Raw genomic sequence first — 26,844 nt, 5'->3', positions numbered from 1 at the left:
CCTCCGCCAATACGCGGTGGTTTTTCTTTGCGCGGATGAAAGGTCCCGGCGTGCGCCTGGCCTGCACTTTCCTGACTGCCGCCGGTCCGCAAAGGCTTGCGGGACCGTCGCCAATGGCGGTATCTGGTGTCAGCTATTGCTCTGGCACAGGCGGTTCCACGGATGTCAAAACCCTCCCTTCGACGCTGGTTGCCCGCGCTGCTGCTGCTTCAATGGCCGCTTGCGGCCGCAGCGTCCGGGCCGTTGATCGTGCCGGAGGACATGCGCAAGTCCGCTGCCGTCGCGGAGGATGGCCGGCGCGCCGTGACCGTCGATGCCCGGGTCCTGCAGGCCCCCGCCCGCCCTGGTCAGCCGATCGGGCCGGCGCTGCCTGGCGACGAACGCGAGCTGCGATTCGTGCGCAAGGTGCAGCGCCCCGACGGACTGCTCACGTGGATCGGCGAAATCGACACCGACCTGGGACCACAGTCGGTCGTGTTCACCGTGGGCGATGGCATCAGCTTCGGTCGTATTCCCGGCAAGGACGGCCGCGCCGACCAGGTCGAGACCAACGGCAGCGGGACCTGGTGGGTTCCCGCCGGCGAAGCCGGGCGGTATGTCGAACCCTTCGGTCCCGACGTGGTCAAGCCGCCACTGCCCGACGAGGCGTCGCTTCGGCTCCGACGTGAGCAGGAAGGCCGGGCAGCCAAGGCCGGCGGCGAGCCGGTGATCGACATCGTGGTGGTCTACACCGGCAACCTCGTCGACCTGTGGGGCGGCGACGCCATCGTGCAGGCCCGGATCGCCCAGCTTGAGGCCCTGAGCAACCAGGCCTATGCCGACAGCCAGGCCAATGTCCGCATCCGGGTCGTCGGCCGGCACATGGTCGACTACGCGTTGCGCAACGACAACGGCGATGCGCTCGACGACATCACCCAGCCCGGCAGCAAGCCGATCAAGATCGAGGTCGATCGCCTGCGCGCCCAGTACGGCGCCGACATGGTCGCCATGCTGCGCAACTTCGACCGCTACCGGCAAAGCAACTGTGGCGTGGCGTGGTTGCTCGGCTATCACGGCGGCGCATTCGATCCGACGCGGGCTTTTTCGGTCAGCGGCGACCGCGGTTTCGGCCGGGAAGCCTGCAGCGAGTGGACCTTCACCCACGAACTGGGCCACAACATGGGCGCCACCCATGACTTCGACACCGAAGACGGGGACTACGGCGCGTATACCTATTCCCGTGGCTACCGGCGCACGCTCGAACCCGAGCGCGGCTTCGGCACCATCATGGCCTACCTGGACGGACCCCAGGCCCGCATCGGCTACCTGTCGAACCCCCGCATCACGGCCTGCATGGGCGTGCCCTGCGGTGACGCCGCCCAGGCCGACAACGCCCGCGGCGTCGGCCAGTCCGCCCCGATCATTTCGGCCTTCCGGCCGGCCCGCAACGAAGCCCTGCCCGGCATCTCGGTCAGTGACGTACGCGTGGACGAGGGCAACAGCGGCTTCACCCCGGTGACCTTCCTTGTCCAGCTCACGAGGCCGGCCCCCGGTCCGGTCGAATTCGGCGTGTTCACCAGCAATGGCACCGCGGTCGCCAACGGCGACTACACCAGCCTGTCCCTGGACGGCCTGGTCATCCCGGCCGGCCAGACCCAGCGAACCGTGCAGGTGCAGGTCCGGGGCGACAGCGTGGTCGAGCGCAACGAACACTTCGCGCTGAACCTGCGCGACGTCGAAGGGGCCGTCGTGCTCGACGGCCAGGGCGTCGCGACCATCGTCAGCGACGAAAGCGTGCCGACGCTTTCGGTCCTGGACACCCAGGTGCCCGAAGGCGACAGCGGAACCACGGACGTGGTCTTCACCGTGACGCTTTCGCATCCGTCCACGGGCCTGGTCGGCTTCGAGGCGCAGACGCATCCGTACGCGGCCGATCCGTTCTCGGCCAGCGAAGGCAGCGACTTTCCGTCGGTGCTGGTGCAAAGCCTGAGCATTCCACCCGGTGCGACCTCGGCCCAGTTCACCGTCCCCGCCAACGGCGACACCCAGCCAGAAGAAGACGAGCGCTTCTACGTGGTGCTCTCCCACGTAACCGGCGCGATGCTAGGCGACGACAATGCGGTGGCGGTGCTGCTCGACGACGATGGCGGCCCCACGGACCAGCCCCGGCTGAGCGTCGGCAACGCCGTCGTCACCGAGGGCCACGCCGGACAGGCACGCCTGCGCTTCCCGATCCAGCTCTCGCAGCCCGCCGCGGCGCCGGTGAGTTTCGACCTGCGCACCGTGGACAGGTCTGCCTTCGCCGGCAGCGACTACCTGCATCGCCAGGACGCCGGAGTACGCCTGGACCCTGGCGAGACAGTGCTCTACTACGACGTGGTCGTGCTCGGTGACGTGCAGGTCGAAGCGAACGAGAACCTGGTCGTCGTCGCCAGCAATGTGTCCGGCGCACGCCCCGTGCGACTCCGGGGCTTCGGCACCATCCTCAACGACGACGTGCCCGGCGGCGCCCAGGCGGCCCGGGACGACCGCTTCGTCCTGAGGGAGAACGCCGGACCGACCCTGCTCGATGTCTTTGCCAACGATGACCTGGCCGCCGCGCTTGCGGGGCCGGGGCAGCTCGCCATCGCCACGCCGCCCACCCTGGGCACGGCGACCGTGGAGACGGCAGGCACGTCCGCGCCCACGGACGACAGGATCCGCTATGTCCCGCCCGCCAACACCACCGGCACGACCTCGCTTGTTTACCGCTACTGCGTCGACGGCGGCACCTGCCACGAGGCGACGGTGCGCATCCACCTGCGGCCGTTCACCGACATCGGCATCGAAGCCGACGCTGCGGCCGGCTTTCACGACCGCGCCGGCGAAGGGCTGAGGGCCTTGCCGTCACTGCGGTTCGCCGCGACGCCGCTGGTTGCGCCTCGTGTGGACATCCTGGACACGCCGGCCGATGAAACGCCGTCCAATGCCTGGGACAACGGCCGCGAGGGCAGCGCGTTCACGCGGGTGGAGGTTCCCGCCGCGCCAGCCGGTCGTTGGCGCGTGCTCGCCGACCTGCGGGCACCGGGAGGCGCGACGCTGGACCTGATCGCCGGACGCGATGGCAATGGCGACGGCCAGCCCGCGCTGGCCGAAGTGGCCTGCGTTTCCGCGATGAACGCCGGCGTCGAGCGCTGTGAAATCGAATTGGACGCCACTGGCAGCCCGCAGCACGTCTGGCTGATGGCGCACAACCGCGGCACGCGCCTCGAGCAGGCCCGCCTCGAGGTTTTCCTGGTGCCGCCCGGCCAGGGTGACGGAACCCTCGTCGCCACGGGTCCCGGCCAGCTCGCGGCGGGCGCGTCCTTCGACCTGCGCCTGGGTTGGCGCGACCACGGCCTGTTGCCGGGGGAATCGCGTGCCGGCTATGTCGATGTCATCAGTGCCGGCGTCACCACCGGCAGCGTCCCAGTGCGCGTGGACCGCATCAACCCCATCAATGCCGCGCTGGTGCTGGACTCCGGACAGCCACAGGCCTTGAGGCTGTTGCCGGGCACGGCGCAGGACCGGATCTTCATCGACGTGCCGGCGGGTGCCAGCCGGCTGGACGTGCAAACCACCAGCGGCCAGAACGTGGACCTGTACCTGGCACCCGCCCCGGCCTCGTCGCCGGCGATCAGTCCGGCCCCCGGACGCGCCCAGGCCGTGGCCTCCGCGGTCGGCGCCAGCGGCAATGAGTTCCTGTCGGTCAGCGGCGCCGGGCTGGTCCCGGGGCGCTGGTACGTCACGCCGGTCAACAGCGACGACGTGCCCGCCAGCCTGACGCTGACCGCCACCGTCGTCGGCGCCGCACCGATCGTTCGCCCCGGCAGTTATTTCAACGCGGCCCGCTCGGGCCACGGCCTGTTCCTGTATCCCGCGGGCGATCAATGGGCGGGACTTTGGTACACCTACCTGCAGGACGGCAGCAGTACCTGGTATTACCTGCAGGGGCCGGCGCCCGGTCCCACCGGTGTCTGGCAAGGCGCCCTGTACCGCGCCGCCTGGAACGGCAACAGCAATACGCTGAGCGCCATCGGCCGCGGCATCGTCACGCCGACCGGCCCGGACGCCTTCCGCTTCAGCTACGAACTCGACGGCGAAACCGGCTCCGAGCCGATGGCGGCGCTGGGCCGCGGCTGCCCGGACCTGGCAGGCCAGCCGCTGGACGCCAGTTCGCACTGGTTCGACCCGGCGCGTGCCGGCACGGGCTACAGCGTGCAACTGTTCCCGGACTACGAGTTTTATGCCGCCTTCGTTTACGACGGCCAGGGCGTCGCGCGTTTCCTGACCGCGGAGGCCGGCAGCTTCCGCGGCGCCGACGCGACCATGCCGCTTGAGCAGCTCACCGGCTTCTGTCCGCTGTGCGAGCGCACCGGGGCACCGATGCGGGCCGACATCGGCACGCTGCGCCGGCGGTTCAACGCCGGCGGCCTGGTGCAGATGCAGCTCGATGCCATCTACACCGGCGGGGTGCCGGGGACCTGGACCGGCAACGACAGCGTGCAGCCCCTGGGTGGGCCAGGGACCACGCAGGGCTGCCCGACGCCGTGAAGGCATCCCGGGCCGCCCCGACGGCGACCCGGACGGCCGGCGGGACCCCGGGGAAAGGTCCCGCGCAGGGTGAAAACGGGCCTTTTGCGGCTTGTCCCCCCGGGACGGCGGCTGCTATACTTTTGCGGCTTCAGGGAACGCTACTGAGTCCTACTTGAACCGCGCGTCCCCTCCCGTTTCGCCCCACGCCCATCGGTTGCCGGTCTTACAGCTGGCCCTCGGGTGCGCCGCCGCCGCCATCGCGGGGGCCTGGGTGGGTCGGGAAGCTGCCCTGGCCTGGCTGGCGGGTGCGGCGGTGATCGCGGCGGCACAGTGGGTCTTCAGTTGGCGGACGGAGCTGAGGTCGCGCTCGGCACCAGCAGCCCGGATGTTCACACGGCTGCTCCTGGGGACGGTGCTCAAGTGGTTGGTGGTCGGCGCGGGTCTCGCGCTTGCCATGACCAACGGGCTCCCTCCCGCCCATGTCCTCGGGGGCGCGTTGCTCGCAGCCCTCGCCCAAATTTTCACTCTGCCTTGGTTGCTTCGATGAACCGACTCCTGCAAGTCGCCGGCGACAGCCCCAGCGAATACGTCACGCACCATCTGCAGCATTGGCAGGTGTCCATCGGCGAGGGCGCGTTCTGGACCATCAACATCGACAGCATGATCATGGCGATCGCCATCGGCGTGCTGGGCCTGGGCCTGTTCTGGTTCGTCGGCCGCCGCGCCACCGCCGGGGTCCCGGGCAAGCTGCAGGCCTTCCTTGAGCTGGCCGCCGAATTCATCGACACCCAGGTCCGCGACGTCTTCCACGGCAACCGCAAGTTCGTCGCCCCGCTGGCGCTGACGATCTTCGTCTGGATCCTGCTGATGAACTCCGTGAAGATGATCCCGGTGGACCTGCCGCCGGCCATCGCCAAGATGTTCGGCGCCGAATACTTCCGCGCCGTGCCCACCACCGACCTCAACATCACCCTGGCGATGTCGATGACGGTGCTGCTGCTGATGATCGCCTTCTCGATCAAGGCCAAGGGCGGCTTCGGCTTCACCAAGGAGCTGTTCACCGCGCCCTTCCACGCCGACGGCACGCTGATGAAGATCGTGCTGGCGCCGGCGAACTTCGGCCTCAACATCATCGAGCTGCTGTCCAAGCCGGTCAGCCTGGCCATGCGACTGTTCGGCAACATGTACGCCGGCGAGCTGGTCTTCCTGCTGATCGCCCTGCTGGGCGCGGCCGGCGGTCACTTCATCATGGACGTGGGCGGCTTCGGCGGCACCACCGGTGGCATCCTGGCCTTCCTGGGCGCGGTGCTGGCGGGTGCGGGCTGGTCGATCTTCCACATCCTGGTCATCACGCTCCAGGCCTTCATCTTCATGATCCTCACCGTGGTCTATCTGTCGATGTCCACGGAAGCGCACTGATCACGCACCACCGATTGTTTTTGTTTTCGTCCAACCCCTAACCGAACTTGTAAAAAAAGGACTGCACCATGGACATGTCTCTCGTCGCCGCCATCCAGGGTTCCACCGCGCTCGCCATCGGCATCATCATCGGCCTGGGCGCGCTCGGCGCCTGCATCGGCATCGGCATCATGGGCTCGAAGTTCCTCGAGAGCGCCGCCCGCCAGCCGGAGCTGGTCCCGATGCTGTCCGGCCGCATGTTCCTGCTGGCCGGCCTGATCGACGCCGCGTTCATCATCGGCCTGGCCATCGCGCTGTTCTTCGCGTTCGCGAACCCGCTGCTGTCGGCCATCGCCGGCTGATAAGCGCGCTCGCCTTGGAGACGCCGCGGGCCCTGCGCCCCGGCGTCCCTTGCCCCGTCATCGCGGAGTAATCGCAATGGATATCAACGCCACCTTCATCGGACAGGCCCTCGCGTTCGCGATCCTGATCTGGTTCTCGTACAAGTTCGTCTGGCCGCCGATGATGGGCGCCATCGAAGAGCGCCAGCAGAAGATCGCCGAAGGCCTGGCCGCGGCCGACCGCAGCAAGAAGGACCTGGCCCAGGCCGAAGAAAAGGTCGCCGAAGCCCTGCGTGAAGCCCGTGCCAAGGCCAACGAGGTCATCGAGCAGGCCCACGCCCGCGCGAACCAGATCATCGATGCCGCCAAGGTCGAGGCCATCGCCGAAGCCGGTCGCCAGAAGGCGCTGGCCCTGTCGGAAATCGACTCGGCCGCCAACCGTGCCAAGGAAGACCTGCGCCGCCAGGTGTCCGCGCTCGCGGTCGCCGGTGCCGAGAAGCTGATCCGCAAGGAGATCGACGGCAACGCCCACAAGGCGCTGCTGGACGAGCTCGCCGCCGAGATCTGAGGTCCCAACCCGTCATGAGCCAAGCCCTCACCCTCGCCCGCCCCTACGCCCGCGCTGCTTTTTCGCTGGCCAAGGACGCTGGCCGGCTGCCCCAGTGGTCGGCCCTGCTCGGCTTCGCCGCGCAGGCCGCCAGCGTGCCCGAGGCCAATGCGGCCCTGGGCCATCCGCTGGCCAAGGCCGGCGACCTGGTCGAACTGCTGCTGCCTCCGGGCGACAGCGACCCGAACTTCCGCCAGTTCCTGGTCGTGCTGGCGGACAACCGCCGCCTGCCCCTGCTGCCGGAAATCGCGGGCCTTTTCGACCAGCTGCGCGCCGAGGCCGAGCGCGTGGTCAAGGCCACCGTCACCTCCGCCCAGCCGCTGGACGAGTCCGAACTGGAGAAGCTGCGCGCCTCGCTGCGCAAGCGCTTCGGCCAGGACGTCGAACTGTCGACGGCGGTGGACGCCGGGCTCATCGGCGGCGCGGTCATCGACACCGGCGACGTCGTGATCGACGGCTCGCTCCGCACCAAGCTGGCGCGCCTCGGCGCGGCGCTGGCGAACTGAACACGATTTTCCTTTGAACCAAGTGCCGGCCCCGGCCGGACGACCCAGGGATACCCCCATGCAGACGCTCAACCCGTCCGAAATCAGCGAACTGATCAAGTCCCGCATCGAGAAGGTCAAGCTGACCGCCGAAGCCCGCAACGAAGGCACCGTCACCTCGGTGTCCGACGGCATCGTGCGCATCCACGGCCTGGCCGACGCCATGCAGGGTGAAATGATCGAGCTGCCCAACAGCACCTACGCGCTGGCCCTGAACCTCGAGCGCGACTCGGTCGGCGCCGTCGTCCTGGGTGACTACGAGCACCTGCGCGAAGGCGACGTCGCCAAGACCACCGGCCGCATCCTCGAAGTGCCGGTCGGCCCCGAACTGCTGGGCCGCGTCGTCAACGCCCTGGGCGAGCCGATCGACGGCAAGGGCCCCATCGCCACTTCGCAGACCGCGCCGGTGGAGAAGGTCGCGCCGGGCGTCATCGCCCGCAAGTCAGTGTCGCAGCCGGTGCAGACCGGCTACAAGTCGGTCGACTCCATGATCCCGATCGGCCGCGGCCAGCGCGAGCTGGTCATCGGCGACCGCCAGACCGGCAAGACCGCCCTGGCCATCGACGCCGTGATCAACCAGAAGGGCACGGGCATCAAGTGCGTGTACGTCGCCATCGGCCAGAAGGCCTCGACGATCGCCAACATCGTGCGCCGCCTGGAAGAAAACGGCGCCCTGGCGCACACCATCGTCGTTGCCGCCACCGCGTCCGAATCGGCCGCCATGCAGTACATCTCGGCCTACTCGGGCTGCACGATGGGCGAGTACTTCCGCGACCGCGGCGAAGACGCCCTGATCGTGTACGACGACCTGTCCAAGCAGGCCGTGGCCTACCGCCAGATCTCCCTGCTGCTGCGCCGCCCGCCGGGCCGCGAAGCCTACCCGGGCGACGTGTTCTACCTCCACTCCCGCCTGCTCGAGCGCGCTGCCCGCGTGAACGAGGAGTACGTGGAGCAGTTCACCAACGGCGCCGTCAAGGGCAAGACCGGCTCGCTGACCGCGCTGCCGATCATCGAAACCCAGGCCGGTGACGTCTCGGCCTTCGTGCCGACCAACGTGATCTCGATCACCGACGGCCAGATCTTCCTGGAAACCGACCTGTTCAACGCCGGCATCCGCCCGGCCGTGAACGCCGGTATCTCGGTGTCGCGCGTCGGTGGTGCGGCCCAGACCACGATCATGAAGAAGCTCTCGGGCGGCATCCGCATCTCGCTGGCCCAGTACCGCGAGCTGGCGGCGTTCGCCCAGTTCGCCTCGGACCTCGACGAAGCCACCCGCAAGCAGCTCGAGCGCGGCCAGCGCGTCACCGAGCTGATGAAGCAGAAGCAGTACGCGCCGATGTCGATCGCCCAGATGGCCCTGTCGATCTACGCCGTCAACGAGGGTTACCTCGACGACGTGCCGCTGAACAAGGTGCTGGCGTTCGAAGAAGGCCTGCACGCGCACATGACCAACACCCAGGGCGAGCTCGAGAAGAAGATCGTCGAGACCGGCGCCTGGGACAAGGACATCGAGGCGCAGTTCAAGACGCTGATCTCCGAGTTCAAGGCCACCGGCAGCTGGTAAGCGCTGACAACCCCATGTGGGAGGGACTTCAGTCCCGAAGCGTTTCGGGACTGAAGTCCCTCCCACGGTAGAAAGGAAGAAACATGGCAGGCGGCAGGGAAATCAAGACCAAGATCAAGAGCGTGCAGAACACCCGCAAGGTGACGCGCGCGCTCGAGATGGTCTCGGCGTCGAAGATCCGCAAGGCGCAGGACCGCATGAAGCAGTCGCGTCCCTACGCGCGCCTGATGCGCCAGGTGATCGGCCACATCGCCAAGGCCAACACCGAATACCAGCATCCGTTCCTGGTCGATCGCCAGGACGTCAAGCGCGTCGGTTACGTGATCGTCTCCACCGACCGCGGCCTGTGCGGCGGCCTGAACTCGCAGATGTTCCGCCGCATCCTGGCCGACATGCGCCAGTGGCAGGAGAAGGGCGTCGAGATCGACGTCGTCTGCATCGGCCAGAAGGCCACGGTGTTCTTCCGCCGCCTGAAGGTGAACCTGCTCGGTTCGGTCACCCACCTGGGCGAGAAGCCGGAGCTGGCCAAGCTGGTCGGCGTCATCAAGGTGATGCTCGACGGCTACACCGAAGGCAAGCTCGATCGCGTTTTCCTGAGCTACAACGACTTCATCAACACGATGGCGCAGAAGCCGCGCCAGGACCAGCTGCTGCCGCTGCCGCCGTCCGAATCGCTCGAGTCCCGGCATGACTGGGACTACCTGTACGAGCCGGACGCCGAGGCGGTGCTCAACGACGTGCTCACCCGCTACGTCGAGTCGCTGGTCTACCAGGCGGTGCTGGAAAACCTTGCTTCCGAACACGCGGCGCGCATGGTGGCCATGAAGTCGGCCTCCGACAACGCCAACAAGCTGATCGGCGACCTGCAGCTCGTCTACAACAAGGCGCGCCAGGCCGCGATCACCCAGGAAATTTCCGAAATCGTCGGCGGCGCCGCAGCCGTTTAACCAAAGAACCCCTGTAGGAGCGGCTCCAGCCGCGAAGCTCTTCGCGACGCAGCCAGCCACTCCCACAAAACAGAATCGCTTCCAGAGGAAACAGCAATGAGCCAGGGCAAGATTGTGCAGATCATCGGCGCGGTCGTGGACGTCGAGTTCCCGCGTGCGGACGTGCCGAAGGTGTACGACGCACTGAAGGTCGACGGCACCGAAATCACCCTCGAGGTGCAGCAGCAGCTGGGCGACGGCATCGTGCGCACCATCGCGCTCGGCTCCACCGACGGCCTCAAGCGCAACCTGGTGGCAAGCAACACCGGCAAGGCGATCTCCGTGCCGGTCGGCAAGCAGACCCTGGGTCGCATCATGGACGTGCTGGGTCGCCCGATCGACGAAGCTGGTCCGGTCGAAACCAAGGACACCTGGGAAATCCACCGCTCGGCCCCGACCTATGAAGAGCAGTCCTCGGGCAACGAGCTGCTGGAAACCGGCATCAAGGTCATCGACCTGATGTGCCCGTTCGCCAAGGGCGGCAAGGTCGGCCTGTTCGGCGGCGCCGGCGTCGGCAAGACCGTCAACATGATGGAACTGATCAACAACATCGCCAAGGCCCACGAAGGCCTGTCGGTGTTCGCCGGCGTGGGTGAGCGTACCCGCGAGGGCAACGACTTCTACCACGAGATGAAGGACTCCAACGTCCTGGACAAGGTCGCGATGGTGTACGGCCAGATGAACGAGCCGCCGGGCAACCGCCTGCGCGTCGCGCTGACCGGCCTGACCATGGCCGAGTACTTCCGCGACGAGAAGGACGAGTCCGGCAAGGGCCGCGACGTGCTGTTCTTCGTCGACAACATCTACCGCTACACCCTGGCCGGCACCGAGGTCTCGGCGCTGCTGGGCCGCATGCCGTCGGCCGTGGGTTACCAGCCGACCCTGGCCGAGGAAATGGGCGTCCTGCAGGAGCGCATCACCTCCACCAAGACCGGCTCGATCACCTCGATCCAGGCCGTGTACGTGCCCGCGGACGACCTGACCGATCCGTCGCCGGCGACCACCTTCGCCCACCTCGACGCCACCGTCGTGCTGTCGCGAAACATCGCCTCGCTGGGTATCTACCCGGCCGTGGACCCGCTGGACTCGACCTCGCGCCAGCTGGACCCGAACGTCATCGGCAACGAGCACTACGACACCGCCCGTCGCGTCCAGGCCACCTTGCAGAAGTACAAGGAGCTCAAGGACATCATCGCGATCCTGGGCATGGACGAACTGTCCGAAGAAGACAAGCAGGCCGTGTCCCGCGCCCGCAAGATCGAGCGCTTCTTCTCGCAGCCCTTCCACGTGGCGGAAGTCTTCACCGGTTCGCCGGGCAAGTACGTCACGCTCAAGGAAACCATCCGCGGCTTCAAGATGATCTGCGACGGCGAGTGCGATTCGCTGCCCGAGCAGGCCTTCTACATGGTCGGCGGCATCGACGAGGCCTTCGAGAAGGCCAAGAAGATGGCGGCGGCGGCCTAAGGGGAGTTGCTGATGAGCACCATCCGTTGCGACATCGTCAGCGCCGAGGAAGAAATCTTCCAGGGCGAGGTGCAGATGGTCGTGGCCACCGGCGAGATGGGTGAGCTGGGCATCGCGCCGCGCCATGCGCCGCTGATCACCCGCCTCAAGCCCGGCCAGGTCCGCGTGACCCTGGCCGACGGTGGCGAGCAGTTCTTCTATGTCTCCGGCGGCATCCTCGAGGTGCAGCCGCAGGTGGTGACCATCCTGACCGATACCGCCATCCGCGCCGCCGACCTCGACGAGGCCCAGGCCAAGGCCGCCAAGGACGAGGCCGAGCGCATGCTGGCCAACCGCAGCGACGCCATGGACCTGGCCGAGGCCCAGACCAAGCTGGCCGAGGCAATGGCCCAGCTGCAGGCGCTCGAGCGCCTGCGCAAGAACCTCAAGCACTAATCGGCGGCCTGCGGGCCCTGTGCAACGACCGCGCCGGCCTCGTGCCGGCGTTGTCGTTTCCAGGGCCCGGCGAACCTGGGTTGGCGGCCTGCCCGGTCGGGGCCGATACTAGGTCCACGGAGGATCCCATGAGCCAGTCGTTGCACGTAGTCATCCTTGCCGCCGGCGAGGGCAAGCGCATGAAGTCGCGCGCCCCCAAGGTGCTCCAACCCGTCGCCGGCCGACCGATGCTGGCCCACGTGGTCGATACCGCGCGGGCCCTGGGCGCCGCGGGAATCCATATCGTTTATGGCCACGGCGGCGACCAGGTGCGTGCCGCCTTCGAAACCCACAACGACCTGCACTGGGCCGAACAGGCCCGGCAGCTGGGCACCGGCCACGCCGTCCAGCAGGCCATGCCCGGGGTGCCGGAGAGCGCCCGCGTGCTGGTGCTCTACGCCGACGTGCCCCTGATCAGCGTGCAGACCCTGCAGGCGCTGCTCGAGGCCGCCCGCGACCGCGCCGCGGTGCTGTGCGACACCCTGGCCGACCCCGCCGGCTACGGCCGCGTCCTGCTCGACGGCAATGGTGATGTCCAGGCCATCGTCGAGCACAAGGACGCCGACGAGAGCCAGCGCGCCGTCAAGCTGGTCAACACCGGCGTGGTCGCCGCCCCGGCGTCCGACCTGCGCCGCTGGCTGGCGCGCCTGGGCAACGACAACGCCCAGGGCGAGTACTACCTTACCGACATCTTCGCGATGGCCCGCGCCGACGGCCGTTCCGCCGCGCACACCCACTGCCGCCTTCCCGGCGAGGCCGAAGGCGCCAACGACCCCGTGCAATTGGCCCGCCTCGAGCGCGCCTACCAGCGCCGGGCCGCGGAAGCACTGATGCGCGCCGGCGTGCGCCTGGCCGACCCGGCCCGCTTCGACCAGCGCGGCACCGTCGAAGCCGGGAGCGACGTCGAAATCGACGTCGATGTCGTGCTCGAGGGCCGCGTGGTCCTGGGCGACGGCGTGCGCATCGGCCCGTTCTGTCGCCTGCGCAACGTCGAACTGGGTCCGGGCAGCGTGGTCAGTGCGCACTGCGACCTCGACGGCGTGGTCGCGGCGGCTGGCTGCACCCTGGGGCCATTCGCACGCCTGCGCCCGGGCACCGAATTGGGCGAAGGCGTGCACATCGGCAACTTCGTCGAAACCAAGAAGACCAGCCTGGGCAATGGCAGCAAGGCCAACCACCTGAGCTACCTGGGCGACGCCCTGGTCGGGGCCAGCGTCAACATCGGCGCCGGCACCATCACCTGCAACTATGACGGCGTGAACAAGTCCACCACCACCATCGGCGACGGCGCCTTCATCGGCTCGAACAGTTCGCTGGTGGCCCCGGTCGAAGTCGGCGAGGGTGCGACCATCGGCGCCGGTACGGTGCTCACCAGGAACGCGCCGGCCGGGCAGCTCACCGTGGCCCGCTCCCGCCAGGCCACCATCGAAGCCTGGCAACGCCCCAAGAAGCGCTGAAGATTTTGTAGGAGCGCCTTCAGGCGCGAATCACTTCTTTGCCAAAGGCAAAGTCAAAAGATTCGCGCCTGAAGGCGCTCCTACAGAAGACGGATCAATCGTCGGAGACGGGCAGCACCAGCGAGACCTGCAGGCCGCCGCCTTCGCGGTTGGCCAGGCCGATGCGGCCGCCGTGGGCTTCGGCGATCTCGCGCGCCAGCGCCAGGCCCAGGCCGGTGCCGCTGCGTTTGGTCGAGTAGAAGGGCACCAGCGCATTGGCCAGCACCGCTTCGCCCATGCCGGTGCCGCGGTCGAGCACCTCGATACGCAGCAGGCCACTGCCACGGCGCACGCGCAGCTGCACGTCTTCCGGTGCCGAGCCCGATTCATGGGCGTTCTTGAGCAGGTTCAGCAGCGCCTGCTCCATCTGCGGCACGTCCACGCGAACCGCCTCCGGCGGCAGCGCGCCGTCGACCGCGAAAGTGATCTGGCTGCGCAGCCGGTCCACCAGCACGGTCCAGGGCGTGGCCTCGAGCCGCGGTGAAGGCAGCTTGGCGAAACGCGCGTAGCCGCGGATGAAACCTTCCAGGTGGCGGGCGCGCTCTTCGATCATGGCGAAGATCGATTCGAGCTTCTGGGTCTGCCCACGCCGCGTCAGCTCGGCGCCCGAATGCGCCAGCGAGGCCACCGGGGCGAGTGAGTTGTTGAGTTCGTGGCTGATGACCCGGATCACCTTCTTCCAGGTCTGCACCTCCTGCCGGCGCAGTTCGGTGGTGAGCTGGCGCAGCAGCAGCAGCTCGTGGGGCCGGCCGTTGAGCCGGAACCCGCGGCGGGCCAGGTGGTAGACCTCTTCCTCGTCGCCGTCGCCCACCGAGAACAGGCCGTCGCCGGTCCGGTCCAGGGCTTCCGACAACGCCGGCGGTGCGGCCTGCACCAGGGTGGCCAGGGCCAGGCCCTCGATCTTGCGGCCTTCGTTGAGCAGGCGCCGCGCCGCCAGGTTGGCGTAGACCACGTGGCCGCCGTCGGCGACCAGCAGCATCGCCACCGGTGTGTTCTGCACCATCGTGTCGAGCAGCAGTTCGCGCTGCGCCAGGCCCAGGCGCTGTTCGCGCAGTACGCCGCCCAGCTCGTTGTGGGCGGCGACCAGGTCGCCCAGTTCATCGTGGTGTGGCCAGCGCAGGCCGAAGCTGAAATCGCCGTCGCGGTAGCTCAGCGCCGTGCCGGCCAGCGCACGGAACAATGAACGCACCGGTCGCGACGCCCGGCGCATGACCCACATCGAGAGCAACAGCCCGACCCCGATCGCCACCAGGCCGGCGAGCAGCAGGCTGTCGAAGACGCGCACGAGCAGCAACGCCAGCACGACCGAGACGGCCGCCACCCCGGCGCCAAGCAGGGCCAGGGTGCCGGCGATCGAACGGCGCGCGGGCATGCGGGTCAGGGCCGGGCGATGCCCAGGCGTTCCATGCGGCGATACAGCGCCTGGCGGCTCAGTCCCAGCTCGCTGGCGGCCTGGGCCACCACGCCGCCGGCGCGCGCCAGTGCCTGTTCGATGCTGGCGCGGTCGAGTTCGGCGTCGTTGCCCTGGGCGTTGGCCGCGGGCGCCGGCGTCACCGGCAGCCCCAGGTCGCTGGCCTGGATCACCGGCCCGGCACTGAGCAGGCAGGCGCGTTGCATCACGTTCTTGAGTTCGCGCACGTGGCCCGGCCAGGCGTGGCGCAGCAGCGCATGCACGGCACCGTCGGAAAGCGACTTGCCGGCGGCCAGGAAGGCCTGCGCCAGCGGCAGGATGTCGCGCGGGCGCTCGGCCAGCGGCGGGATGCGTATCTCGATGACGTTGAGGCGGTAATAAAGATCTTCGCGGAAACGCCCGTCGCGGATCATCGCCGGCAGGTCGGCGTTGGTGGCGCTGATCACGCGCACCTTCACCTGCTTCTCGCGGTTCGAGCCCAGGCGGGTGAACTTGCCGGTCTCGAGCACGCGCAGCAGTTTCATCTGGCCTTCGGGCGGCAGGTTGCCGATCTCGTCCAGGAACAGGGTGCCGCCATCAGCCGCTTCGAATTTGCCTTCGCGGGCCTTGCCGGCGCCGGTGTAGGCCCCGGCGTCGGCACCGAACAGTTCGGCTTCGATCAGCTCGGAGGGCAGCGCGCCACAGTTGAGCGTGACGAAGGGGCCGTCCCTCACCGAAGAATTGGCCTGCAGGATTTCGGCGATCTTTTCCTTGCCCGAGCCGTTCGGGCCGGTCACCAGCACCGGGACGTCGGCGCGTGCGACCTGGGTGGCCAGGCAGAGCACGCGCTCGGTCGCCGGGTCCGCCCAGACCAGGCCGCGCAGGTCGTGGTCTTTTTCCAGCTGGCGCCGCTGCCTGCTGTCGCGGGCCGCGCACGCCGCCATCGCCCGGCTGGCCTGGCCCAGTTCGATCAGGTTGCCGATGGTCGCCAGCAGCTTGCGGTCGTCCCAGGGTTTGGCCAGGTAGTCGGCGGCCCCGGCCTTGACCAGGTCCACCGCGACCTCGAGGTGGGTCCAGGCGGTGAGCAGGATCACCGGCAGGTCCGGATGCGCTTCGCGGATGGCCTTGAATAGCGCCTCGCCTTCCTCGCCCGAGGTGGTGTCCTGGCTGAAGTTCATGTCCTGGATGACCAGGTCCACGGTTTCCGAGGCCAGCAGCGCCAGGCCTTCTTCGGGGGAGTTTGCGCAGAGCGTCCGGTAGTCGTGCAGCGAAAACAGGACTTCCAGCGCAGCGGCCACCGACGGGTTGTCGTCGATGACCAGCAGGGTGGCTTGGGTCGATTGCGGCATGCGCCTAGCCTACCTTCAGGCGGTACGGGTGGCGATGGCCGGCGGTACCGCCGCCGCGCGCCAGGCCGGGCCCAGCACGGCCAGCAGGCCCAGGACCCACATGCCGGCCATGGTCAGGCCCAGGTAGGCCACGGGCAGGCGGGGCAGGTCCAGTTCCGCGACCAGCAGGTTGTTCAGGCCCACCGCCAGGGCGATGCCCGCGGCGATGCCGGCCGTGGTGATCATCAGGTTCTCGACCAGGAAGTAGCGCAGGATGTCGCCCTTGCGGGCGCCGATGGCCCGGCGCACGCCGATCTGCTTGCGGCGCTGGTTCACCCACAGGCTGGCCATGCCGACGATGCCCGAGGCCGTGATCAGCAGCAGGAAGACGGTGACCGCGATCAGCAGGCCGGCCATCAGCCGTTCGCCGGCATAACGCAGGTCGCGGGCCTCGGCGATGGTGCGCCGCCCCAGCAGCACGCGGTCGTTGCTCTGGGCCAGCAGCGTCTTCTCGACGTCGGCCATGATCTGCTCATGGCGACCGGGCTCGGTGCGCACCGCGTAGCGGGTAAAGGGGTCGAGGTAGCGAACCGGCAGGATCAGGCTGTACTCGGCGCCATCGCCGACGCTGGCCCACGGGGTCTGCATGCGCTCGACCACGCCGATCACTTCGGTCGGCTCGTTGTTCGGGCCCCCCAGGTACATCGACTTGCCCAGCACGGACGCCTCGTCCGGCCACAGCGCCTGGGCCATCGCCCGGGTGATGATGGCCATGCGCCCCTGGACACGGTCCTTTTCAGGGTCGATTTCCATGAAGTCGCCAGGCGCGAAGTCGCGGCCTTCGACCAGGGTCAGGCCGAACGTGTCGATCAGCGAATCGGGCGAAAAGTACTGCGCGGCCGACTGGACGTTCGAGTTCTGCTGCTCGGTCGAGATGACGACCGGCCCGACGTTCCAGCCCGAGCGCCCCAGGGGGATCTGGTTCGACCAGGCTGCGGAGACGACGCCGGGCACCGCGCGGATGGCCTCCATGTCGCGCAGCTGCATGCCGCGCACGTCCTGGATCTGGCGATGCGGGTAAAAGCGGATCTCGGACACGTTGGCTTCGTCGGCGCCGCTGGGACGGGCGGCCGTGGCCAGCCGGTCCTTGATGATGTAAAGCGCATTGCAGACGATGGCCAGGGTCAGCGCCACCTGGGCGGCGATGAGCAGCGGCGCGGTCTTGTTGCGCAGCATGGACGAGAGGATCGGACGGATTTCCATGGCGGCGGTCCTTACTGGCTCTTGAGCTGGAGGGCGGGCACCACCTGGCAGGCGCGCCAGGTCGGCAACAGGCCGGCGAGGATCGCCGCGAGCACCGACACCACGACGGCGATGACCAGCATCGGTACGTCCAGGTGGGTGAGCTGGGCGATGCCCCGGTTGAAGTCGCGGATGAAGGCCAGCGCCGCCAGGGTCAGGGCGATGCCGGTGCCGGCGCCGACCAGGCCGATGACGGCGGCTTCGGTCAGGTACTGGCGGAAGACCTCGCCGCGCGAGGCACCCAGGGCGCGGCGCACGCCGATTTCACCGGGCCGGGCACTGAACTTGGCCAGCAGCAGGCCCACGGTGTTGACCAGGCAGACCAGCAGGAAGCCGAACGCCAGCCAGGTCGAGGTGCGGGTGTCGTCGCTGACCACTTCGCGCACGTCCAGCCATTCACGGACGTCGTAGAGGCGGTTGTTCATCGGTGCCTCGAAGCGGTTGAGCGCCTTCTGCTCGGTGACGTAGGCATCGAGGTAGTCGGCGTAGCGGCCACGGTCGGCGGTCGAATCCAGTTCGACCCAGAACTGCACCCAGTTGCACTCGCCTTCGACCAGGCCGCGAAAGCCCGGGGACGGCGGGGTCGAGTTGCAGCTGATGTTGCCATTGACGTTCAGTTCGCGGGCGATGGCGGTGCGGATCGGCAGGTAGATGTCTTCGCTGGTGTCGAAGCTGCCGCTGCCGACCAGGCGGTAGAACTTGGGCAGCGGGTTCCAGGTGTCGATGACGCCGACCACCTGCAGGGCGTTGTCGCTGGCACGCAGGCTCTGTCCAACCGGGTTGACCCCTTCGCCGAACACACGTTCGGCCAGGCTGCGGCTGATCACCGCCACCTGGGTGCCGCGCTGGTCGTCCTCGGCCGACCAGGGTTGGCCGTGCACGAAGGGCACGTCGAACATCGCGAAGAAGTCGCGACCCACGGCCAGGCCGTCGCTGAAGAAAGGCGGCAGGTCGGCGCGACCGGAGTCGATCGGGGGGCTGATGCCATAGACCGGCGTCTGGCGCTTGCCCTCGCCGCGCTCCCACAGCGCCATCGTGTCGCGCATGGTCAGCTGCGTGGGGGGCTCGGGGTCGGTGAAGGGGCCGTTGTTGACCGGCCGGTTGTCGAGCAGGGGCACGAACAGCACGTCGGACTTCTGCGGGATCGGGTCGCCGGACATGCCGCGCAGCAGGGTCAGCGTGGTCATCGACGCCGCCACGCCCACCGACAGCGTCAGCACCATCAGGCTGGTCAGGACCGGGTTGCGGCGCAGGCTGCGGAAACCCAGGGAGAGGTAGTAGCCGTACATGGCGGATTCCTCAGGCGGTGGTGGCGTGGGCGGACGCGGCGGCCAGGCTGCGCGCCGTCTCGTGGGTCAGGTCGCTGACCTGGCCGTCGATGATGTGCACGTTGCGGTGCGCGCGCGCGGCCAGCTCCGGGTCGTGGGTGACCATCAGGATGGTGGTGCCGGCGGCATTGATTTCCTCGAGCAGTTCCATCACCCCGCGCGCCATCTGCGAGTCGAGGTTGCCGGTGGGTTCGTCGGCCAGCAGGACCCGCGGCGAGCCGGCCAGGGCGCGGGCGATGGCCACGCGCTGCTGCTGGCCGCCGGAAAGTTCGGCCGGGTAGTGCTTGCTGCGCGAGGCCAGGCCGACCTGGGCCAGGGCCTCTTCGATGCGCTTCTTGCGCTCGGCGCCGCCGAAGCCGCGGTAGCGCAGCGGCACGTCGACGTTGTCGAAGAGGTTCAGGTCCGGGATCAGGTTGAAGCCCTGGAAGATGAAGCCCAGCTTTTCGTTGCGAAGCTTCGAACGGGCCGAATCGTCCAGGCCGCGCACGTCGACGCCATCGAGCTTGTACTCGCCGCCGGTGAACTCCTCGAGCAGGCCGGCGATGTTGAGGAAGGTGGTCTTGCCCGAACCCGACGGGCCGGTGACCGCGACGAACTCGCCTTCCTTGACGTGGATATCGAAGCCGCGCAGTGCGTGGGTTTCGATCATGTGGGTGCGGTAGACCTTGCTCAGGTTGTTCATGCGCAGCATGGCGGGTTCCTCGGTCGCGGAAAGGGTGGGGAAGGGAATCAATCGTTGATGGCGACGCGCTCGGCGTCTTCGAAGGTGTTGGTGCCGGAGATGACGATGCGCTCGCCGGGCTGCAGGCCCTCGAGGATCTCGACCTCGCCGACGCTGGTGGCGCCCAGCACGATGGGCCGGCGCACGGCGATGCCGTCCTCGACCACGTAGGCGGCCCGGCCGCCCAGGGCCTCGACGAAGGGGCCGCGGGCGACCTTGACCACGTCGGGCTTTTCCTCGAACAGCACGCGGGCGCTGACCCGCTGGTTCTGGCGCAGGCCGGCCGGCTGCTCGCCGTCGAAGCGCACCCGCGCCAGCACCTGGTTGTTCACCACTTCCGGCGAAATCGCCGAGATGGTGCCGGTGGCGGCGGTGCCGCCGATCCGGACTTCGGCGGTCATGCCCAGGCCCAGGTCCTCGGCATAGGACTCGGGCATTTCCAGTTCGACTTCCAGGCGGCTCAGGTCCACCACGGTCATCAGCGGGGTGTTGGCGACCACGACGGCGCGGTCGGCGACGTTGAGCGTGCCGATGATGCCGTCCACCGGCGCGCGCACGTTGAGTTCGTCGACGCGGCGCTCGAGGTTGGCGGTCAGCAGGCGCTGGCGTTCCAGGGCCTGTTCCTGGGTCTTGAGTCCCAGGCTGACGTCCTGGGTCTCGAGCGTGGCCGCGGTGCCGGCGTGCTTGCTGCGGATGTCGGCGCTGGCCATGGCGTCCTTGGCGCGCAGGTACTCGACCTCGGCGATCGCGCCCAGTTCGAAGCCGCGCTGGGCGCGCTGCAGGTCACGCAGCGCCGCCAGCCGGGTCACCTCGGCGTCGTCGGCCTCGCGACGGGCCAGCAGGCTGGCCTTGCGGGCCAGGATGCGCTGGCGCGCGACTTCGGCTTCCAGCTGGGCCAGCGTGGCCTGCTCGCGCTGGAGTTCGTTCTGCAGTTCGGGCGAGTCGATGACCGCCATCACGTCGCCGCTGGCGACGGTGTCGCCGGCCAGGATCTTCAGGGTCACGGTGCCGCCGGCCGGCGCATACAGGGTCGGGCTGATGGCGGCGACCACGCGACCGTTGGCGGTGGCGTCGCGCACCAGCAGGCCGCGCTCGACCGGGGCGATGCGCAGCCGGTCCGCCGACACCGCCCGCGCGCTGCCGAGCCAGCCGCTGGCCACCCAGGCCAGCAGCAGCAGCGCCAGCACGGCACCGGCGGCCAGCAACAGCGGGCGGCGGGAACGGGGGGCCTGGGCCGGGGAGAGGCTGCGGTCCTGGGCGGAGGTGTCGCGGATCATGGGTGGGTCCGTGCAGTTCGGGTCTGCCAAGAACGATGCAACCACCATGCCAACAACTAAGTGTCTGATCTGAAAGGATTGTGGTCTGTCCGTGGCGTCCGGCCACGGGGGTGCCGGACGGTCGGCGGACGCCGGCCGGGGCGTCGCGGGGCCGCTGCCCGCGGAAAGCCACATCCTTCACTTAAACTTGCAGGCCTGTCCCGAAGGAATCGATTGCATATGTGCGGAATCGTCGGCATCAGCGCCAACCGGCCCATCGTCCAGCACCTGATCGCCGGGCTCGCCGCGCTTGAATACCGGGGTTACGACTCGGCCGGTGTCGCCCTGCTCACCGGCGACGGCATTTCCCGCCTGCGCGCCAAGGGCAAGGTGCGCGACCTGGTGGCCCTGCAGGCCGAAACCGGCCTGGACGGCCACTGCGGCATCGCCCACACCCGCTGGGCCACCCACGGCGTGCCCAGCGAAGGCAATGCCCATCCGCACGTGTCGGGGCAGGTAAGCCTGGTGCACAACGGCATCATCGAGAACCACGCGGCGCTGCGCCGCGAACTGCAGGCCGAGGGTTACGAATTCAGTTCCCAGACCGACACCGAAGTCGTGGCACACCTGGTCGAGAGGGCCCAGCGCCAGGGGTTGGGCTTGCTGGCGGCGCTGCAGGACACGGTCAAGCGTTTGCACGGCGCCTACGCCATCGCCGCCGTTTCGGCGCGCGAGCCGGGCACCGTCGTGGGCGCACGTTATGGCGCGCCGCTGATCGTCGGCCTGGGCGAGGGCGAACAGTACCTGGCCTCGGACGTGCACGCGTTGCTGCCCCTGACCAAGCGCTTCATGTACCTCGAGGAAGGCGACGTGGCCGAGGTGACGGTCGGCGGCATCCGCATCTTCGACCTCGACGGCGCCCCGGCCGAGCGCGAGGTGAAGGAGTCGCACTTCAGCGCCGACGCCGTGGAACTGGGCGAGTACGCCCACTACATGCTCAAGGAAATCCACGAGCAGCCGGTGGCCGTGGCCGACACCCTGGAAGGTCGCATCGCCGGCGGCAAGATCCTCACCCAGATCTTCGGCGTCGACGCCGAACGCCTGCTGGCCGACACCCAGGCCGTGCACATCATCGCCTGCGGCACCAGCTACCACGCCGGCCTGGTGGCCCGGTACTGGATCGAGCAGCTGGCCGGCGTGCCCTGCACGGCGGAGATCGCCAGCGAATACCGCTACCGCGACCCGGTGGTGCGCGAAGGCACGCTGTTCCTCACCATTTCCCAGTCCGGTGAAACCGCCGACACCCTGGCCGCGCTCAAGCTGGCCAAGGAGCGCCCCTACCTGGCGCGCATGGCCGTGTGCAACGTGCCGGAGTCGTCGATCGTGCGCGAATCGGCCCTGGTGCTGATGACCCGCGCCGGCCCCGAGATCGGCGTGGCTTCGACCAAGGCCTTCACCACCCAGCTGGTGGCGCTGGCCTTGTTCTCGTTGGCGCTTGCGCGCGCGAAGGGCCTGGACGATGAACGTTATTCGGACGGCGTGCGCCAGCTCGAGCGCCTGCCGGGCCACATCGCCGAGGTGCTCAAGCTCGACGAGGAAATCAAGGAGCTGGCCGAACAGTTCATCGGCAAGCACCACGCCCTGTTCCTGGGTCGCGGCACCCACTGGCCGGTGGCGATGGAAGGCGCGCTCAAGCTCAAGGAAATCAGCTACATCCACGCCGAGGCCTACGCGGCCGGCGAGCTCAAGCACGGGCCCCTGGCGCTGGTGGACGAAGACATGCCGGTCATCGCGGTGGCACCCAACGACCGCCTGATCGACAAGCTCAAGTCCAACCTCGAGGAAGTGCGCGCCCGCGGCGGCGTGCTCTACGCCTTCGTCGACGAAACCGTCGCCCACGGCCTGGACGCCGCCCGCGTGGTGATCCTGCCGGCCTCGGGTGAAATCGCCGCACCCATCATCTCCACCATCCCGCTGCAGCTGCTGAGCTACCACGTCGCCGTGCAGCGCGGCACCGACGTCGACCAGCCGCGCAACCTGGCCAAGTCGGTGACGGTGGAATAAGCGGTCGAAGGGAGGGGCGCGACTGCGAATATCGCGCTGGCCGGCACTGGCGGTGTCGACTAGACTTCCGATCATCTCGTGCCTGTCGGGTATTGCCATGCGCCTCTGGACTTCGTGTCTTCTGCCTTGCCTGCTTGCAGTCGGCGCTTCGCTCCCCGCGCTGGCGCAGGATCGCATCTTCGACATCGTGCCGCCGGCAGGCCAAGAGGTGCAGATGGTCGACGGCTATACCGTGCTGCGCCAGGCCGGCAACCAGTACGGCGCGGTGCTGACGTACATGCCCGAGTCGGCGTCGACGGCGTGGATCCCGGTGGCGGTACTCAATACGTCCGGCGGTCGGCTCAAGGTCGGCACCAAGGGCGTCAGTGCCCGCAGCGGCAAGACCGAACTCAAGGTCTGGTCGACAACCGGCCTGATCCGCCTGGCCAAGGAAGGCAGCATCAGCGCGCCATCGGCGATGGTCGAGGCGGCGGCCACTTCCGGCACGCCGGCCGTGGCGCAGAACGATGCGCCCGTGGCGCCGAGCAAGGCCGAGACTATCGGCGCGTTCCAGCCGGGCGAGCAGAGCCAGACCCTGGGCACGACCAACAGCCGCGCCAGCCGCAGCAACGCCCAGGAGAGGGAGCACGACCTCGCCGTCGCCCAGGTCACCGCCCTGCGCAATCGCCTGTTCCGCGACCAATCCATCGACGCGCGAGAAGTCGGCCGCGGAGACGTCCGCATCAACCTGCCGCCGTCTCGCAGCGACGGCCAGCCGGCCGAGTTCGTGCTGACGCTCGATTTCGGCGGCGAGGCCATGGACGTGACCTATCGCGAGCGCGTCGCGCGCTGACCACCAGCCCCGCGCTCACGATTTGCGGCTGACATTGTTCATTGACCAGAACGCCGCCCAACGAAGATCCGCGCCCGGTCGAACCCGAGCGCCCGCTGCCGATGGACTGCTGCGACGGCGGCTGCGCGGTCTGCGTGTTCGACAGCTACGCCGAGGACATGGACCACTATCGCGAGTTGCTGGCGCAATGGAAGGCCAGGCATCCGGGCGAAGCGTGAGGAGGCCCCGGCCCGGGCTCCTTCCACGGGTGTTCGTGTCCGGCGTGCGGTCAGGCGTTTCGCGACCGTGCGCGGCCCTTGGCTTCCCGCCGCAGGTTGCGCCGGTAGATGCATTGCCCTGCGATCGCCGTAGCCAGCAGCGCCGCGTTGGTCAGCACGAAGACGGCGTTGCCCACCAGCACGCTGTAGACGACGAAGCCGGCGCTGGCCGTCATCTGGCCCAGGAACAGCCACGACGACAGGCCCTCGGTGCGCGCCTCCCGCCACTGCACCCACACCTGGCGGCCCAGGGTCAGCAGCAACACGCCCGAGGCCGCCCAGCCCAGGTAGTCGGCCGGCTGCACGCCTAGCCCCGGGGCCCGCCCATCACCGGCAGCACCACGCCGCTGATGTAGGACGCCATGACGGGCGAGGCAAGGAAGACATACGCCGGTGAAATCTCCTCGGGCTGGGCGGGCCGACCCATGTCGCTGTCGGCACCGAACTGGGCCACGTCGCTTGCCTCCCGGTCGGCGGGGTTGAGCGGTGTCCAGACCGGACCGGGGGCCACGGCGTTCACCCGGATGCCGCGTGGCAGCAGCTGCGCCGCCAGGCTCTTGGTGAAGGCATGGATCGCGCCCTTGGTCGCGGCGTAGTCGAGCAGGCCACCGCTGCCGAACAGCGCGGTTTCCGATCCCGTGTTGATGATGCTCGCGCCCTGCTGCAGGTGCGGCAGCGCCGCACGCGCCATGTGGAAATAGCCGGCGATGTTCGTCTGCAGGGTTTCCTGCAGTTGCTCGTCACCCAGGTCTTCCAGCCGTTCGACGTGTTGCTGGAACGCCGCGTTGTTGACCAGGATGTCCAGGCCACCGAGCTGCTTCACGGCCTTGTCGACGGTCTTGCGGCAAAAATCGGGTTTGCGCACGTCGCCGGCATGCAGGTAACAGGCCCGGCCTTCGGCTTGCACGGCCCCGGCGGTGGTGCGGGCATCCTCGTGCTCACTCAGGTAGAAAATCGCCACGTCGGCGCCTTCCCGGGCAAACAGCACGGCGACCGCGCGTCCGATGCCGGAGTCGCCGCCGGTGATGATGGCCCGCATGCCCTTGAGCTTGCCGCTGCCGCGGTAGTCGGGTGCGCGATAGCGGGGCGCCGGTTTGAGGTCTGACTCGCGGCCGGGCTTGCCCAGTCGCTGCTTCGGCTGGGGTGGCTCCGGCTGCCTGCGCGCGCCGGCCTGCACCGGTTTGTCCTCGTGGTCCGGGTTCTTCTGGTTGGCCTGGGTGGCCTTTGCCTGCAGCTCGCGCTGGCGCTTGGGCGTGCCGGGGTCTTCTTGCGCGAGGGCATGGGATTCTCCTGGACGGGACTGGCCCCTTAAAGCCTGTTCCAGCGGCCGCGGGCGTGTCTTAGCGCCCTTTAAACGCGCAGGGTTGGTTCAGGTGGCAAAATGGCGCCCCCATCGAGTCCACGGATCCCGCCATGCGCGTCTGCGTCTACGCCGCTTCAAGCGCCCGGGTGGCGCCCGAATTCCATGCCGCCGCTCGCCAGCTCGGCGAGACGCTGGCGGCCAATGGCTGCAGCGTCGTCTACGGCGGCGGGTCAACGGGCCTGATGGGCTCGCTGGCCGATGGCGCCCTGTCCAAGGGCGGCGAAGTCATCGGCATCCTGCCGCGCTTCATGGCCGACCTCGAATGGGGGCATCCGGGCCTGACCCACCTCGAACTGGTGGAGGACATGCGTGAGCGCAAGCACAAGCTGCTGACCAATTCCGACGCCGTGGTGGCGTTGCCCGGTGGCTGCGGCACGCTCGAGGAACTGTTCGAGGCGATCACGCTCAAGCGGCTGGGCATCTACTTCAGCCCGATCCTGCTGCTGAACGTGCGCGGTTTCTACGCGCCGCTGCAGGGCTTCATGGAATCGGTGATCGCCGAGCGCTTCATGAACCCCGAACACGCGGCGATGTGGTCGCTGGTGGATGCGGTCGAAGACGTATTGCCCACCATCAAGGCGACGCCGCCCTGGCGCGAGGACGCGCGCGAGTACGCCGTGGTGCGCTGAAGCGTCAGTCGTCGCGGGACGACGAGGGGTCGTCGAAGCCGTAGCCGGGGCCGGGCATGTCGCCTTCGTCTTCGCCGTCCAGGTGCACGGTCTTCACCGGTGCCGCGGCCGGCATGCGCTTGTTCTTGGGCAGCGGCAGCTTGGCGACTTCATCGCCGGCGGCCAGCACCAGTTCGCTGCGGCGCTCGTCGGGGATTTCCTGCCAGTGGCAGCCCTGGATGGCGCCTTCGAGCGCGTAGAGCAGGTTGAGGCTGGGCTTGAAGCCGGCGCGCTTGACCCGCACGAAGGCCGCCAGCGCGCCCACCGATTCCAGGTCTTCCTGGCTGCGGATGCCGGTCTGGCGCAGCCAGGCCGCCGACTTCGGGCCGATGTTGCGCAGTTTGGTTCCGGTGCTCATGCGGGGTCCCTCTTCCGGCGAAGTCAGGCCGGTCCCAACGTGTCTATGAACGCATTGGCGATCGATTCGAGGCCAGCCTGGTCGTCCGCGTCGAAGCGATCGGGCACCGGGCTGTCGAGGTCGAACACGCCCACCAGCGTATCGCCGAGGTACAGCGGCACCACCAGCTCCGACCGCGACGCCGCGTCGCAGGGAATGTGTCCCGGAAACGCCTCGACGTCGGCGATGCGCTGGGTTTGGCGCATCTGCGCGGCGGTGCCGCAGACGCCGCGGCCCAGTGCGATGCGCACGCAGGCCGGGTGGCCCTGGAAGGGTCCGACCACCAGTTCCTTGCCGTCGAAGAAATAAAACCCCACCCAGTTCACTTCCGGCAGCGCGTGGTAGACCAGGGCCGAGAGATTGGCGGCGTTGGCGACGCGGTCGGGTTCGCCGTGCATCAGGCCGCGGGCCTGGTCCAGCAGCTGGGCATATTGTTCGGACTTGGAGCCGGTCAGGGCGGACTGCGCGAACATCGGCGCTCCATCGTAGGGGGTCGGAGCGTTATTGTATGGCCTGGCGCCGGGGTGCGC

The 26,844-nt window shown here is 68.5% G+C and carries 25 protein-coding genes; 15 read left to right on the top strand and 10 right to left on the bottom strand.

Annotated features, from left to right (window positions below; genetic code table 11):
* Positions 1–261 precede the first annotated feature (261 nt).
* From N788_RS04545 to glmU, 11 genes are all read left to right on the top strand, one after another.
* Entirely contained in the window at positions 262–4,551 is a 4,290-nt protein-coding gene (locus N788_RS04545) for a Calx-beta domain-containing protein (protein WP_160171908.1), read from the top strand.
* Positions 4,552–4,642: 91 nt separating this feature from the next.
* Positions 4,643–5,080, top strand: coding sequence for an ATP synthase subunit I (locus N788_RS15180; RefSeq protein WP_084695886.1), 438 nt, complete (start codon positions 4,643–4,645; stop codon positions 5,078–5,080).
* On the top strand, positions 5,077–5,952 hold the full coding sequence (gene atpB / locus N788_RS04535) for a F0F1 ATP synthase subunit A (protein WP_034221546.1): 876 nt from the start codon (positions 5,077–5,079) through the stop codon (positions 5,950–5,952). The genes N788_RS15180 and atpB overlap by 4 nt, the downstream gene beginning before the upstream one ends.
* A 68-nt stretch (positions 5,953–6,020) precedes the next feature.
* Complete coding sequence (gene atpE / locus N788_RS04530) at positions 6,021–6,293, top strand: F0F1 ATP synthase subunit C (RefSeq protein WP_034221543.1); 273 nt, start codon at positions 6,021–6,023, stop codon at positions 6,291–6,293.
* Positions 6,294–6,369: 76 nt separating this feature from the next.
* Complete coding sequence (locus N788_RS04525) at positions 6,370–6,840, top strand: F0F1 ATP synthase subunit B (RefSeq protein WP_034221540.1); 471 nt, start codon at positions 6,370–6,372, stop codon at positions 6,838–6,840.
* A gap of 14 nt (positions 6,841–6,854) precedes the next feature.
* Positions 6,855–7,385, top strand: a complete 531-nt coding sequence (locus N788_RS04520) for a F0F1 ATP synthase subunit delta (protein ID WP_034221538.1) — start codon at positions 6,855–6,857, stop codon at positions 7,383–7,385.
* A gap of 58 nt (positions 7,386–7,443) precedes the next feature.
* Positions 7,444–8,988, top strand: a complete 1,545-nt coding sequence (atpA, locus tag N788_RS04515) for a F0F1 ATP synthase subunit alpha (RefSeq protein WP_034221535.1) — start codon at positions 7,444–7,446, stop codon at positions 8,986–8,988.
* 83 nt (positions 8,989–9,071) lie between these two features.
* Positions 9,072–9,935, top strand: a complete 864-nt coding sequence (atpG, locus tag N788_RS04510; protein ID WP_034221533.1) for a F0F1 ATP synthase subunit gamma — start codon at positions 9,072–9,074, stop codon at positions 9,933–9,935.
* 96 nt (positions 9,936–10,031) lie between these two features.
* Positions 10,032–11,438, top strand: coding sequence for a F0F1 ATP synthase subunit beta (gene atpD / locus N788_RS04505; protein WP_034221530.1), 1,407 nt, complete (start codon positions 10,032–10,034; stop codon positions 11,436–11,438).
* Positions 11,439–11,450: 12 nt separating this feature from the next.
* Complete coding sequence (locus N788_RS04500) at positions 11,451–11,873, top strand: F0F1 ATP synthase subunit epsilon (RefSeq protein WP_034221527.1); 423 nt, start codon at positions 11,451–11,453, stop codon at positions 11,871–11,873.
* Between the two features lie 128 nt (positions 11,874–12,001).
* Entirely contained in the window at positions 12,002–13,369 is a 1,368-nt protein-coding gene (gene glmU / locus N788_RS04495) for a bifunctional UDP-N-acetylglucosamine diphosphorylase/glucosamine-1-phosphate N-acetyltransferase GlmU (protein ID WP_034221524.1), read from the top strand.
* Positions 13,370–13,463: 94 nt separating this feature from the next.
* On the opposite strand, the gene N788_RS04490 is transcribed toward glmU, so the two are convergent.
* From N788_RS04490 to N788_RS04465, 6 genes are read right to left on the bottom strand one after another with little or no spacing between them, the layout of a single operon-like run.
* Entirely contained in the window at positions 13,464–14,780 is a 1,317-nt protein-coding gene (locus N788_RS04490) for a sensor histidine kinase (protein ID WP_034221521.1), read from the bottom strand.
* 5 nt (positions 14,781–14,785) lie between these two features.
* On the bottom strand, positions 14,786–16,147 hold the full coding sequence (locus N788_RS04485; RefSeq protein ID WP_034221514.1) for a sigma-54-dependent transcriptional regulator: 1,362 nt from the start codon (positions 16,145–16,147) through the stop codon (positions 14,786–14,788).
* Between the two features lie 15 nt (positions 16,148–16,162).
* Positions 16,163–17,389, bottom strand: coding sequence for an ABC transporter permease (locus N788_RS04480; protein ID WP_034221512.1), 1,227 nt, complete (start codon positions 17,387–17,389; stop codon positions 16,163–16,165).
* 11 nt (positions 17,390–17,400) lie between these two features.
* On the bottom strand, positions 17,401–18,717 hold the full coding sequence (locus N788_RS04475; RefSeq protein WP_034221509.1) for an ABC transporter permease: 1,317 nt from the start codon (positions 18,715–18,717) through the stop codon (positions 17,401–17,403).
* Between the two features lie 10 nt (positions 18,718–18,727).
* A complete protein-coding gene (locus N788_RS04470; RefSeq protein ID WP_034221506.1) occupies positions 18,728–19,447 on the bottom strand; it encodes an ABC transporter ATP-binding protein in 720 nt (239 codons plus the stop codon).
* Between the two features lie 38 nt (positions 19,448–19,485).
* Entirely contained in the window at positions 19,486–20,754 is a 1,269-nt protein-coding gene (locus tag N788_RS04465; RefSeq protein WP_034221503.1) for an efflux RND transporter periplasmic adaptor subunit, read from the bottom strand.
* Between the two features lie 219 nt (positions 20,755–20,973).
* Between N788_RS04465 and glmS the strand changes: the two genes are divergently transcribed.
* From glmS to N788_RS13765, 3 genes are all read left to right on the top strand, one after another.
* Positions 20,974–22,797, top strand: a complete 1,824-nt coding sequence (glmS, locus tag N788_RS04460; RefSeq protein WP_034221501.1) for a glutamine--fructose-6-phosphate transaminase (isomerizing) — start codon at positions 20,974–20,976, stop codon at positions 22,795–22,797.
* Positions 22,798–22,894: 97 nt separating this feature from the next.
* Positions 22,895–23,629: a hypothetical protein gene (locus N788_RS04455; protein ID WP_034221498.1), complete on the top strand. Its 735-nt coding sequence runs from the start codon at positions 22,895–22,897 to the stop codon at positions 23,627–23,629.
* A gap of 41 nt (positions 23,630–23,670) precedes the next feature.
* Complete coding sequence (locus tag N788_RS13765; RefSeq protein ID WP_051924358.1) at positions 23,671–23,847, top strand: oxidoreductase-like domain-containing protein; 177 nt, start codon at positions 23,671–23,673, stop codon at positions 23,845–23,847.
* Positions 23,848–23,897: 50 nt separating this feature from the next.
* On the opposite strand, the gene N788_RS04450 is transcribed toward N788_RS13765, so the two are convergent.
* Positions 23,898–24,191 carry a membrane protein gene (locus tag N788_RS04450; RefSeq protein ID WP_034221496.1) on the bottom strand — a complete coding sequence of 98 codons (294 nt, stop codon included), beginning with the start codon at positions 24,189–24,191 and terminating at the stop codon, positions 23,898–23,900.
* Between the two features lie 2 nt (positions 24,192–24,193).
* Positions 24,194–25,210 carry an SDR family oxidoreductase gene (locus N788_RS04445; RefSeq protein WP_034221493.1) on the bottom strand — a complete coding sequence of 339 codons (1,017 nt, stop codon included), beginning with the start codon at positions 25,208–25,210 and terminating at the stop codon, positions 24,194–24,196.
* A gap of 89 nt (positions 25,211–25,299) precedes the next feature.
* Between N788_RS04445 and N788_RS04440 the strand changes: the two genes are divergently transcribed.
* Entirely contained in the window at positions 25,300–25,878 is a 579-nt protein-coding gene (locus N788_RS04440) for an LOG family protein (protein WP_034221490.1), read from the top strand.
* A 4-nt stretch (positions 25,879–25,882) separates the two neighbouring features.
* Here the strand turns inward: N788_RS04440 and N788_RS04435 are convergent, their stop codons facing one another.
* Together N788_RS04435 and N788_RS04430 are read right to left on the bottom strand one after the other, a co-directional pair.
* Positions 25,883–26,275, bottom strand: coding sequence for a TfoX/Sxy family protein (locus tag N788_RS04435; protein WP_034221488.1), 393 nt, complete (start codon positions 26,273–26,275; stop codon positions 25,883–25,885).
* A 23-nt stretch (positions 26,276–26,298) separates the two neighbouring features.
* Positions 26,299–26,787, bottom strand: coding sequence for a GAF domain-containing protein (locus N788_RS04430; RefSeq protein ID WP_034221486.1), 489 nt, complete (start codon positions 26,785–26,787; stop codon positions 26,299–26,301).
* Positions 26,788–26,844: the final 57 nt, after the last annotated feature.

Origin of the sequence: Arenimonas donghaensis DSM 18148 = HO3-R19 (assembly GCF_000743535.1) — a bacterium.
GTDB lineage: Bacteria > Pseudomonadota > Gammaproteobacteria > Xanthomonadales > Xanthomonadaceae > Arenimonas > Arenimonas donghaensis.
This window is presented reverse-complemented; position numbering and strand designations above follow the sequence as displayed.

What these genes read in the sequence shown, in the direction of transcription:
- N788_RS04545 (WP_160171908.1), top strand. Translation starts at nt 262, where the DNA reads ATGCGCAAGTCCGCTGCCGTCGCGGAGGATGGCCGGCGCGCCGTGACC.
- atpB (WP_034221546.1), top strand. Translation starts at nt 5,077, where the DNA reads ATGAACCGACTCCTGCAAGTCGCCGGCGACAGCCCCAGCGAATACGTC.
- atpE (WP_034221543.1), top strand. Translation starts at nt 6,021, where the DNA reads ATGGACATGTCTCTCGTCGCCGCCATCCAGGGTTCCACCGCGCTCGCC.
- N788_RS04525 (WP_034221540.1), top strand. Translation starts at nt 6,370, where the DNA reads ATGGATATCAACGCCACCTTCATCGGACAGGCCCTCGCGTTCGCGATC.
- N788_RS04520 (WP_034221538.1), top strand. Translation starts at nt 6,855, where the DNA reads ATGAGCCAAGCCCTCACCCTCGCCCGCCCCTACGCCCGCGCTGCTTTT.
- atpA (WP_034221535.1), top strand. Translation starts at nt 7,444, where the DNA reads ATGCAGACGCTCAACCCGTCCGAAATCAGCGAACTGATCAAGTCCCGC.
- atpG (WP_034221533.1), top strand. Translation starts at nt 9,072, where the DNA reads ATGGCAGGCGGCAGGGAAATCAAGACCAAGATCAAGAGCGTGCAGAAC.
- atpD (WP_034221530.1), top strand. Translation starts at nt 10,032, where the DNA reads ATGAGCCAGGGCAAGATTGTGCAGATCATCGGCGCGGTCGTGGACGTC.
- N788_RS04500 (WP_034221527.1), top strand. Translation starts at nt 11,451, where the DNA reads ATGAGCACCATCCGTTGCGACATCGTCAGCGCCGAGGAAGAAATCTTC.
- glmU (WP_034221524.1), top strand. Translation starts at nt 12,002, where the DNA reads ATGAGCCAGTCGTTGCACGTAGTCATCCTTGCCGCCGGCGAGGGCAAG.
- N788_RS04490 (WP_034221521.1), bottom strand. Translation starts at nt 14,780, where the DNA reads ATGCCCGCGCGCCGTTCGATCGCCGGCACCCTGGCCCTGCTTGGCGCC.
- N788_RS04485 (WP_034221514.1), bottom strand. Translation starts at nt 16,147, where the DNA reads ATGCCGCAATCGACCCAAGCCACCCTGCTGGTCATCGACGACAACCCG.
- N788_RS04480 (WP_034221512.1), bottom strand. Translation starts at nt 17,389, where the DNA reads ATGGAAATCCGTCCGATCCTCTCGTCCATGCTGCGCAACAAGACCGCG.
- N788_RS04475 (WP_034221509.1), bottom strand. Translation starts at nt 18,717, where the DNA reads ATGTACGGCTACTACCTCTCCCTGGGTTTCCGCAGCCTGCGCCGCAAC.
- N788_RS04470 (WP_034221506.1), bottom strand. Translation starts at nt 19,447, where the DNA reads ATGCTGCGCATGAACAACCTGAGCAAGGTCTACCGCACCCACATGATC.
- N788_RS04465 (WP_034221503.1), bottom strand. Translation starts at nt 20,754, where the DNA reads ATGATCCGCGACACCTCCGCCCAGGACCGCAGCCTCTCCCCGGCCCAG.
- glmS (WP_034221501.1), top strand. Translation starts at nt 20,974, where the DNA reads ATGTGCGGAATCGTCGGCATCAGCGCCAACCGGCCCATCGTCCAGCAC.
- N788_RS04455 (WP_034221498.1), top strand. Translation starts at nt 22,895, where the DNA reads ATGCGCCTCTGGACTTCGTGTCTTCTGCCTTGCCTGCTTGCAGTCGGC.
- N788_RS04440 (WP_034221490.1), top strand. Translation starts at nt 25,300, where the DNA reads ATGCGCGTCTGCGTCTACGCCGCTTCAAGCGCCCGGGTGGCGCCCGAA.
- N788_RS04435 (WP_034221488.1), bottom strand. Translation starts at nt 26,275, where the DNA reads ATGAGCACCGGAACCAAACTGCGCAACATCGGCCCGAAGTCGGCGGCC.
- N788_RS04430 (WP_034221486.1), bottom strand. Translation starts at nt 26,787, where the DNA reads ATGTTCGCGCAGTCCGCCCTGACCGGCTCCAAGTCCGAACAATATGCC.